Here is a 9,634-nt window from a genome sequence, read left to right as displayed (position 1 = left end):
GACAGGGTGGTTGGGGGTGAACGTTCGTCGTCAGGTCGCGTGCGCCGAGATCCCGCGACCCCCGGGCGTACGAGATCTACCCCATGGCCGCGGTTTCCTCGCGAACGGCCGAGGCCGGCGCCTCGCCCACGAAACAACGCAGAAAATTCGGGATCCCGAAGTCCTTCGTTCCGGCTCCGTACCCCACCGCCTCCACGGCCATCGGGGGCAGGGGCCGGAAACCCCGGCAGAAGTACCGCAACAACGCCGCCCCCGTGGGCGTGCACAACTCGCCCACCGTTCCGTCGGAGTACACCGGGACGCCCTTGAGGAGTTCGGCCGTGGCCGGGGCGGGCACCGGCAGCACGCCGTGGGCACACCGCACCGTGCCCGAACCCACGTGGACCGGGGAACACCAGATCTCGTCTACCCCCAGTTGGTGAACCGCCGACGCCGCGGCCACGATGTCGGCGATGGCATCCAGGGCGCCCACCTCGTGAAAGTGGACGTGATCCACGGCGCAGCCGTGCACCCGGGCTTCGGCGGCCGCCAGGAGTTCGAACACCCCGAGAGCATCCGCGGCCACCGGGCCGGGCAAGGGGCTACGGCCCAAGATGGATCGGATCTCCGGAAGGCCCCGGTGGTGGTGATGGCCGTGTCCGCTCCCCTCGTGTCCCCCGTGCGGGTGCCCCCCGTGGGACCCTCCCCCGTCCCCTCCCGGTAGGGCGATCTCGTCCACGGGCCGCCCGCTCTCCGGATCGAGCACGTCGAACTTGGTGCCCGCGATGCCGGCCCGCTCGACCCTCCGCACCCGCACCTCCAGGCCTTCCAGCCCGAGCCCCCGCACGTGCCGGCGAATCACCTCCGGGTCGGCCCCCGCGCCGATGAGCGCCCCCACGAACATGTCCCCGCTGGCCCCGGCCGAGGCGTCCAGATACAGAATGCGGCTCACGACGTCTCCTCTCCCCGCCGCCCCCGAACGGCGAGCTTGTTGATCATGTCGGCCTGGTACGCCGCGCCAAACCCGTTGTCGATGTTCACCACGCTGATCCCCGAGGCGCACGAGTTGAGCATGGCCAGCAGCGCGGTGATCCCCCCGAAACTCGTCCCGTAGCCCACGCTCGTGGGCACCGCGATCACGGGCACGTCCACGAGGCCGGCGACGACGGACGGAAGCGCCCCCTCCATTCCCGCCACGGCCACCACACAGTGGGCCCGCCTCAGGATCTCCCCGTGCGCGAACAACCGGTGGATCCCGGCCACCCCCACGTCATACACCCGCTCCACCCGGCTTCCGAACGCCTCGAGGGCCACGGCGGCCTCCTCGGCCACCGGCAGGTCCGAGGTGCCCGCGGCGGCCAGGGCCACCAAGCCCACGGGCTCGGCCTCGGCACGCCGGACCTCCACCACCCGGCACAGTTCGTGGTACCGGGCCTCGGGCACCCGCCGCCGGACCGCCTCGGCGGCCGCCGGGTTGGCCCGGGTGCACAACACGTTCGGGTTGTGGGCCGCGAGCCGCCCGAAGATCTCCGCCACCTGTTCCGGCGTTTTCCCCTCGCCGTAGATCACCTCCGGGTACCCGTTTCGAACCCGGCGGTGGTGGTCGATTTTGGCAAACCCCAGGTCCTCGAACCGGAAGGTCTCGAGCCGGCGCACGGCCTCCTCGGTTCCCAGTTCCCCCCGGACCAGCCGTTCCAGCAGATCGCGGATCGCCTCGCGGGTCATCGGGTCACCCCTGGCCGAGGTCGGGCAGCACCTCGTTCATGGCGCCCGTCCGATATCCCTGGAGATCCAGAGCCACGTACACATACCCGGCCTCCTTCACCACGCGTACCGCCTCCTCCCGGAGGCCGTTCACGATCCGCGAGAACTCCTCGGGCCCCACCTCCAGCCGGGCCACGTCCCCGTGGTGGCGGACCCGAACCACCCGGAACCCGAGCGCCCTAAGGCCCTCCTCGGCCCTTCCGACCCGGGCCACCTTCTCCCGGGTGATGCGGGTCCCGTAGGGGAACCGCGACGACAGGCACGCGAAGGCCGGCTTGTCCCAGGTGGGGAGACCTCGGGCCCGGGAAAGGGCGCGGATCTCCTCCTTGGTCAGCCCGGCCTCGTCCAACGGGCTTCGAACCCCCAGTTCCCGGGCGGCCTGCCGGCCCGGCCGGTAGTCTCCCCGATCGTCCACGTTGGAGCCGTCGGCCACGTGGGGCAGCCCCTCGCGGTCCGCCACGTCCCGGAGTTTGCCGAACAGCTCCTTTTTGCAGAAATAACATCGGTTCTTCGGGTTCTCGGCGAACCCGGGCACGTCGAGCTCCTCGGACACGATGGTCTGGTGCCTCCCTCCGAGCGAACGGGCCAGGGCCTCGGCCTCCCGCCGTTCCCGCTCCGGGTAGGTCTCGGAGCACGCGGTCACCCCGAGGGCCCGGTCGCCCAGGACCTCCACCGCCACGGCGTAGAGGTAGCTGGAGTCGACCCCGCCCGAAAACCCGATCACCACGCCCCCCATCTCCCGAAGAATCTCCTTCAGGCGACGTTCTTTCCCTTCGAGCCTCGGCTCCATCGCTCTCCTCTCCCTTTCGACCCTTTTCATCCCGTTCCGGCCGCCCCCCGTCAGCCGAAGGTCATCTCCATGCGCCGGTACACCAGGGGGCGGTAACTCCCGAAACTCCGGCGCCGCAGGCACCCCCAGAACACGCCGGCCCCGTACGCCAGCCGGTCCAGGAGGTAGGCGCCGAAAAACCACGGGAGCGAGACCCCGGGCCGGCGCGTCCGGTACTCCACCAGGCCCACCCAGGCCACCAGCAGCGCCAAGAGCATCCCGAACCGCGGCCAGAGCCCGGCCGCGACCGCGGCGGGGGCGGCGTAGTACCGAAGGCCGTGCTCCCCCAGGTAGTAGAGCAGGCTGCTCAGCGCCCGCAGTCGCGCCGCGGCCACGCGCCTGCGGGAAACCGGGATGCCCCGGCGAGACAAGAGCCGATGGGACCACAGCGCGTCGACCCCGAGCACGGCGACGCCCAGGGGGACCGCGATTCCGATCCCCCCTGCGATTCCCAGGGCCAGGAGCAACACGGCCGCCGTCAGGCTCGGCGGGAAGGCGATCTTCTTGCGTCGCTGGGGGTGGGCGGCGTGGAGGAGCGCCTCCGACCCGCCGTATTCGAACCGCCGGCGCAGGAACGCCCCCCACCGGTTCCGGTGCTCGTGCCACACCCACCCGGTGGGGCGATACACGATGCGTCCTCCCCGATCCCGCAGGCGCCAGGTCAGGTCCACGTCTTCGCCCACGCACATCCCCTCCCGGAACCCGCCCACCCCGAGAAACGCGTTCCGGCGCACCAGCAGGTTACAACTCGGGAGGTAGAAGGTGTCGTTCCCTTCCCGGGCGCTTCGCTCCCTGCGCCCGAGGAAAAGGCTCGACATGACCGCCTCGTACCGATCGAGCCGCGTCGCCACGTGCATCCCTTCGACCCGCCCGCCGACCGCCGTCACCTCGGGTCGCTCGAAGGCCGCCACAAGGTCCCGTAGCCAGCCGGGGGAGGCGGTGCAGTCGGAGTCGATGAACGCCAAGATCTCCCCCCGCGCCGCCTCCGCGCCGCGGTTACGGGCGGAGGCCGGTCCGACTCCGCACCCGCCGGAGCCCACCACCCGCGCCCCCCAGCGCCGGGCCACGTCGGCCGACCCGTCCCGGCTTCCGTCGTCCACCACGATCACCTCCACCCGGCCCCGCGGATAGTCCAGCCGGCTCAGCGACCGGAGGCAGCGGTCGAGCTCTCCGGCCCGGTCCTTCACCGGGATCACCACGCTCACCGTGGGAAGGGCCTCGTCGGGCAACCCGGCGGCCCGCTCCCTCTCCAAAAACCCGCGCCGGGTCAGGGCCTCGAGGGCCTCCGCCTCGCCAGGGGCCACCGGTTCCGCCCCGGGTCCGCGGCACCGCCCCACCAGGCGGTGGAGCGCGGCGTTGATGCGAACCGCCCGAAGCGGGTGGAGACCCACGAGGTAGGCGCCCTCGGTCCCCTCGTGGAGCCGTACGTCGGGAGCGATCCGGTACCTCATGGCGCGCCTCCGGCCGGCAGAAGCCCCTCCTGGGTGAAGATCTCCAGGAGGGCGTCCACCACCTCGGCGGCCGTGCCGAAACGGATGCGCCCCGCGCGGGGCTGGATCCCCCCGGAGAGCAGCGCGGCGGTCCTCTGGGGGGCCGGCCAGCGCGGATCCGGCGTGGGGACCCGCAAGGGGTCCGGCCTCGGAAACCGATACCCCAGCCGCGCCAGCCTCGCGGCGGCCTCCCCCACCGCCGCGGCGGGCAACCCCAGATCCGGTAGTCCCCACACCTCGATCTCGGCCTCCAGGGCGGCGAGCACCCGTTCCATGTCCGGATATCGTGGCCTGCGGATCCCGGCCTCGACAAACACCCCCGCCGGCAGCGGCAGTTCGAGTTCCTGGCGGGCGCCGCGGTCCGCCCTGCGGGTCACCCGGATCCCCCCATCGGAGATCCGCAGGCCCACCGCCGCGTCGACGTGGGGAAGACCGGCCCGGGCGCAGGCCAGGGCGGGACCCGGGTCGTCGCCCCGGTCGAGCAACCGACTCCCGGTGATCCACAGATCCGGCCGAAAAATCTCCAGGCACCGTTCCAGGAGGGCGGCGTCCGCCGACGCGTCGGCTCCTTCCAGGGCCTGGTGGTCGTCCCAGATCCGGATTGCCCGGTGGGCCCCCATGGCGACGGCCCAACGCAGGAGGTTGTCCACGCGGGGTGGCCCCACGGCCAACGCGGTGACCGCGGCTCCGGGGAAACCCGCCGCCTGGGCCAGCGCCTCCTCGAGGGCGGCCAGGTCGGCCGGGTTGGGGATCCGCCGAAGCCCCCGGTCTCGGATCAGCGCCCCCTCCTCGCTCAACTGGGCGGGGGGCCGAGGGTCGGTCACCTCCCGCAGGAGCACGAGAATTCCCAACGCATTCTGGGCCATGATCGCCTCTCGGTCCGGTGGTTCCCCCGTTCGCCTTGCTGTGCCCCGTGTCATGTCATCCGGTAGCTCACGCCGAACCCTCCCCGGGGGTAGCGCCACCGGGTGAAGGCGTTCTTGTCGCACACGATGTAGCACGTGCCGCACTCCAGGCAGCCGTCGTAAACGAACTGCATCTTCCCCTCCTCCTCCGACCAGCTGTAACACCGGGCCGGGCAGGCCGACTCGCAGCCCCGGTGATCGCAGGTGCGGCACACGGCCGGGTCGAGCACGATGTGGGGCTCGTCGTCCACCGAAAAGCTGGTGTAATCGAAGATCTCGTCGACGTTGATGTGGATCATACCGACCTCCACGCCAGCCATGCGTCGGACAGGAGTTCCCGGGTCGACATCTTCTGGCGCGCCTTTCGCAGAAAGAGTTTCGGGAGCTTTTCCTTAGGCGTGCCGTCGATCCGGTAGACCCGCTCCATCACCTCGCAAAGGAGTTCGGGGTAAGTTCCGTACAACCGGTCGATGTGGAGCATGCGGGGCGCCCGCCGGTACAGCTTGAGATCGCGCAGCACGAAGCTTTCGGCCAAACGCCTCCGGTAGTCCCCCAGGGCGCGGGCGGAGAACTCCCCGGCTCGCCGCGCCTGGAGCACGGTCTCGGCCGCCAGGATCCCCGAGTGGGCGGCCAGGTTGATCCCCTCCAGGTTGAGCCCGTTGGCGTAGCAGAACCCGGCCGCGTCCCCGGCCACCAGGATGCCGTCTCCCGCCAGTTGGGGGATCATCTCGTATCCCCCCTCGGGGATGACGTGGGCCGAGTACTCCGAGAGGCGCCCCCCCTGGAGCAGTTTGGCCAGATGGGGATGGGTCAGAAACCGGTTGAGGAGGTCGTAGGGGGTTTTGCGGCTCCTTCTCAGGCTTCCGATGTGGAGCACCAACCCCACGGACACGCTGTCGGCATTCGTGTACAGGAACCCGCCCCCGCGCACCCCGTCCGTGCACCCCACAAACTCCACGGACGCGCCTTGGTCCCGGACCAGGCCGAACCGGTCCTCGAGGACCGCCTTCGGCAGATCGACGAGCGCCTTCACCCCCACCGCCATCTGGTCCGGATCGAAGGGGCCCCGCCGCAGGCCCGCCTTGAGCGCCGTGAACGACAGCACCCCGTCGGCCGCGATCACCACCGGCGCCCGCAATTCTCCCCCGTCCCGCAGGAGCCTGACACCCGAGACCCGGCCGGACTCCACGATCACGTCGTCCACGGTGCACCGGGTGAGGTAGGTGGCCCCTGCGCTTTGGGCCTCTTGCGCGAGCCAGGCGTCGTACCGTGGCCGGAACACCGTGTACCCGTTGTACGGCGGCCGGTCGAACGCCTCGGTCTCGTACCGTACCGTGAAGCTCGCCTCCCCCGTCAGGAAACACAGGTTCTTTTGGACTACGTGCCGCTCCAGGGGGGCGCGGACCCAGAAGTCGGGGAACAGTTCTTCCAGGGCGGGCATGCGGTGAAGCAGGCCGCCGAACATGTTTTTCTCACCCGCAAAGGCCCCCCGTTCCACGAGGGCCACGTCCACACCCTCGCGGGCGAGCTTCACCGCCGCCGCGGCCCCGGCCGGCCCCGCCCCGACCACGATCGCTTCGAACCGCCGCTTCATGGGGCGCCCTCCTCGGCCTCGGCCGCCGCCAGCCGGGTTCTCACCCTCTCCAGGAGAAGGGGTACCACCTCCCGGATGTCGGCCACGAACCCCTCGTCGCTGTTGGGGAACATGGGTGCCTTGGGATCGATGTTCAGGCACACGATCCGCTTGGCGTCCTTGATCCCCCCGACGTGGTGCATGGAACCCGAGATGCCCATGCCCAGATAAAACCGCGGCGCCACGGTGCGCCCCGTCTGGCCGATCATCCTCTCGAACCCGGCCCAGCCGAGGTCGTAGACCGGCCGCGTCACCCCCAGGGAAGCCTTGAGCAACCGGGCGAGTTCCCGAAACGCCTCGAAGCTCTCCCGGTCGAACCCCTTCCCGGCGCAAAAGATCACCTCGGCCTCCGTCACGTCCACGGTCTGGGGGTCGGGAGGGATCCGGCGAACGATCCGTTTGCGGGCGGCCCGTTCCGAAGCCGCCACCCGGATGGATCGCACCGGGGGACGGGTGGGCCGGACCGTGGGCAAGAGCACCGGGCTCAGCGCACCCGGGTCCACCGTGGCCACCAGGGGCACGGCGCCGTCCCAGCGCCTGAGCTCCAGGGCCTGGGCCCCGAGGGCGCGCCTCCCGAACACAACGCCCTCGCCGTTTCGAGCCGCCGAGACCACCTCGGTGAGCAGGGCGGCCCCGCCGGCCCTGTCGAGTTCGGCCGCCACCACGGGGGCGAGTGCCGACCCGAGGTCCGTGTGCGCGAGGAGGACCGCGCGGGCCCCGACCTGCGCAGCGGCCCGGGCGAGCGCTTCGGCCTGCACGTCCGGCCGATCGGGGGCCTCGGGGCCGGGCTCGATCACCCAAACCTCCGGCGCCCCGTACCGGGCCAAGAGGCTCACGTCCGGCGAGCCGTTTCCGGACGCCTCTTCCCCGGAGGAGGCGCTGGCGTCGTCGCCTGCGCCCGCAAAGGTTGCCACGGCCCACGGCGCCCCGAGCATCGCGGCGAGCCGGCTCGCCTGGTTCAGGATTCCCTTGTCCGCGTCGTCGGGCTGGCCCTCGGGCCGGGCCACGAAGGCCAGCACCGGGCCGGCAGCCGTGCCGTGCCCCCCAGCGCGGGCCATCACAGCTCCCTCCCCACCTTGTGGCCCTCCCAGATCGCCATATCCACCTTGCGGGGCGCCACGCAGTCGCCGATGCGGTGGAGTTCCCTGACCCTGCCCTTCAGCGCCTTGTACAGGGCGTCGTCGGCCTCTTGCCGCACGGCCAACACCACGGAGTCGTAGGGCCCGAATGTGCTGACCTCGTTCGAGTAGACGTTCACCCCCTGCACCCTTTTGGCGCCGGGTTCCCCGGAGATCTCGATCACCGCGGTGTCCGGGGTGAACGTGCACCCCTTCTGCAGCAGCCGCTGTCGGGTCAGGTAGAGGTCCTGGAGCGGCCCCAACTCCGCCCCCACGAACAGGCTCGAGCACAGGATGTGGACCCTTTTCCCCTGGTCGGCCATGTACTCGGCCGTCGAGGTGGCCCGGTGGTGACCGTCGTCGTCGATGAGGCATACCGTCTCGCCGAGTTCCGCCTCCCCCTGGAGCACCTGCCACACGTTCCATACGCCCGGTCCGTCTCCCCCGGGCATCGGGGGCGTCCTGAAGGGCACGCTCCCGGTGGCCACGATGACGGCGTCCGGGTTTTCCCGGACCACCATCTCCGCGTCCACCTCGACCCCCAGGTGCACGGTGACCCCGGCCTTCGCCACCTGCTCCTTCTCGTTGCGGATGATCACCCCGAACTCGTCCCGTCCCGCGCCCTTCATGGCGATCCGGACCTGCCCGCCGAGCTCGTCCCCCCGCTCGTACAGATGCACCTCGTGGCCCCGCCGTCCGGCCATCTTGGCGGCCCACATGCCGGCCGGGCCGCCCCCGATCACCATAACCCGCTTTTTGACCGGAGCCGGCTTCAACGTTCCCTCCCCCCACTGCTTCTCGAGCCCCACGGCCGGGTTCTGGATGCAGCCCAGAAGTTTGTTGAGCCCCATCCTGCCGATGCATCCCTGGTTGTCGGCCACGCAGTACCGGATGTCCTCGAGCCGCCCCTCGAAGGCCTTCTTGGGGAGAAACGGGTCACAGATGAGCTGCCGGCACATCCCGATCATGTCGGCCTGGCCCGCGGCCAGCACCTTCTCGGCCATGACCGGATCGTTGATCCGGCCGGTGCAGAACACCGGCAGCTTCACCTTCTCGCGGATCCCGGCGGCAAGGGGAATCGTGTACCCCAGGGGGGTGTGCATGGAGCCTTCCACCAGGTACAGGTTGTAGAAGGTGCCGATCGAAAGGTCCATGAAGTCGATGAGGCCGGTGGCCTCGAACCGCTGGGCGATCTCCTGGGTATCGGCCAGGGTGAGCCCACCCCAGGGGACCATCTCGTCGGCGCACAGCCGGATGCCCACCGTGAAATCGTCCCCCACCGCCCGCCGCACCGCCTCGATGAACCGGATCGGGGCCCGCATCCGGTTCTCCAGGCTCCCCCCGTATTCGTCTTGGCGCTTGTTGGTCAGGGGCGAAAGGAACTGCCGGGCCAGGCTCGAATGCCCGTACTGGAGTTCGATGCCGTCGAACCCTCCCTCCCGGGCGTGGACGGCGCTCCTGGCGAAGTACCGGCACACCTCGTCGATATCTTCGGGCTCCATCTCTTTGGGGACTTCCCGGAACAGCACGTCGGGCACCGGACTCGGGGCCCACACCGGCAGCCGGGATAACGTGCCGTCGCACTGCTGGCCGTTGTGGTTGAGCTGGGCGAAGATCTTGGCCCCAAACTGGTGGACATAGTCGGTGATCTTCCGGAAGCCCGGGATCACCTCGGGGCGAAACACCTCCACCAACTTCTCGTACGCCCGATCGGTAGGGTGGACGCTCATCTCCTCGGTGATGATGAGCCCGACGCCCCCCTTGGCCCGCTCGCCCCAGTAGTACATGTGGCGCTCGGAGGGCAGGCAGTCCACGGCGAAGTTCGTCAAATGGGGCTGGAAGGAGATGCGGTTGCGCACCTCCACGCGGCCGATCTTCAACGGGGAAAACAGGTACTGGAACATCATGGCAAGCAA

9 protein-coding genes are annotated in these 9,634 nt (G+C 70.3%); all 9 read right to left on the bottom strand.

Translation table 11 applies throughout. The features are described from left to right. Positions 1-76 precede the first annotated feature (76 nt). From larC to ACYQ8L_RS10350, 9 genes are read right to left on the bottom strand one after another with little or no spacing between them, the layout of a single operon-like run. Entirely contained in the window at positions 77-931 is an 855-nt protein-coding gene (larC, locus tag ACYQ8L_RS10390; RefSeq protein ID WP_459941726.1) for a nickel pincer cofactor biosynthesis protein LarC, read from the bottom strand. Then, positions 928-1,704, bottom strand: a complete 777-nt coding sequence (gene larB, locus ACYQ8L_RS10385; RefSeq protein WP_459941725.1) for a nickel pincer cofactor biosynthesis protein LarB — start codon at positions 1,702-1,704, stop codon at positions 928-930. The genes larC and larB overlap by 4 nt, the downstream gene beginning before the upstream one ends. A gap of 4 nt (positions 1,705-1,708) precedes the next feature. Then, positions 1,709-2,533, bottom strand: coding sequence for an ATP-dependent sacrificial sulfur transferase LarE (gene larE, locus ACYQ8L_RS10380; RefSeq protein WP_459941724.1), 825 nt, complete (start codon positions 2,531-2,533; stop codon positions 1,709-1,711). Between the two features lie 50 nt (positions 2,534-2,583). Continuing rightward, positions 2,584-4,023 (bottom strand): mycofactocin biosynthesis glycosyltransferase MftF, encoded by a 1,440-nt coding sequence (gene mftF / locus ACYQ8L_RS10375; RefSeq protein WP_459941723.1) that lies wholly within the window; start codon positions 4,021-4,023, stop codon positions 2,584-2,586. Beyond that, entirely contained in the window at positions 4,020-4,928 is a 909-nt protein-coding gene (locus tag ACYQ8L_RS10370; RefSeq protein WP_459941722.1) for an electron transfer flavoprotein subunit beta/FixA family protein, read from the bottom strand. The genes mftF and ACYQ8L_RS10370 overlap by 4 nt, the downstream gene beginning before the upstream one ends. A gap of 50 nt (positions 4,929-4,978) precedes the next feature. Beyond that, a complete protein-coding gene (locus tag ACYQ8L_RS10365; protein ID WP_459941721.1) occupies positions 4,979-5,266 on the bottom strand; it encodes a ferredoxin family protein in 288 nt (95 codons plus the stop codon). Beyond that, the gene (locus tag ACYQ8L_RS10360) at positions 5,263-6,561 is read right to left on the bottom strand and encodes an FAD-dependent oxidoreductase (RefSeq protein ID WP_459941720.1); all 1,299 of its coding nucleotides are present in this window, start codon (positions 6,559-6,561) and stop codon (positions 5,263-5,265) included. The genes ACYQ8L_RS10365 and ACYQ8L_RS10360 overlap by 4 nt, the downstream gene beginning before the upstream one ends. Further along, complete coding sequence (locus ACYQ8L_RS10355) at positions 6,558-7,658, bottom strand: electron transfer flavoprotein subunit alpha/FixB family protein (RefSeq protein WP_459941719.1); 1,101 nt, start codon at positions 7,656-7,658, stop codon at positions 6,558-6,560. The genes ACYQ8L_RS10360 and ACYQ8L_RS10355 overlap by 4 nt, the downstream gene beginning before the upstream one ends. Next, on the bottom strand, positions 7,658-9,625 hold the full coding sequence (locus tag ACYQ8L_RS10350) for a mycofactocin system FadH/OYE family oxidoreductase 2 (protein ID WP_459941718.1): 1,968 nt from the start codon (positions 9,623-9,625) through the stop codon (positions 7,658-7,660). The genes ACYQ8L_RS10355 and ACYQ8L_RS10350 overlap by 1 nt, the downstream gene beginning before the upstream one ends. Positions 9,626-9,634: the final 9 nt, after the last annotated feature.

It is taken from the genome of Deferrisoma palaeochoriense (assembly GCF_054656955.1).
Note: the sequence above shows the minus strand (reverse complement) of the source record. Positions and strands in the feature narration are given on the sequence as shown.

Bases quoted from the DNA above. Each gene is read 5' to 3' on its own strand.
- ACYQ8L_RS10360 (WP_459941720.1), bottom strand. From the start codon at position 6,561: ATGAAGCGGCGGTTCGAAGCGATCGTGGTCGGGGCGGGGCCGGCCGGG.
- ACYQ8L_RS10355 (WP_459941719.1), bottom strand. From the start codon at position 7,658: ATGGCCCGCGCTGGGGGGCACGGCACGGCTGCCGGCCCGGTGCTGGCC.
- larE (WP_459941724.1), bottom strand. From the start codon at position 2,533: ATGGAGCCGAGGCTCGAAGGGAAAGAACGTCGCCTGAAGGAGATTCTT.
- mftF (WP_459941723.1), bottom strand. From the start codon at position 4,023: ATGAGGTACCGGATCGCTCCCGACGTACGGCTCCACGAGGGGACCGAG.
- larB (WP_459941725.1), bottom strand. From the start codon at position 1,704: ATGACCCGCGAGGCGATCCGCGATCTGCTGGAACGGCTGGTCCGGGGG.
- ACYQ8L_RS10365 (WP_459941721.1), bottom strand. From the start codon at position 5,266: ATGATCCACATCAACGTCGACGAGATCTTCGATTACACCAGCTTTTCG.
- ACYQ8L_RS10370 (WP_459941722.1), bottom strand. From the start codon at position 4,928: ATGGCCCAGAATGCGTTGGGAATTCTCGTGCTCCTGCGGGAGGTGACC.
- ACYQ8L_RS10350 (WP_459941718.1), bottom strand. From the start codon at position 9,625: ATGATGTTCCAGTACCTGTTTTCCCCGTTGAAGATCGGCCGCGTGGAG.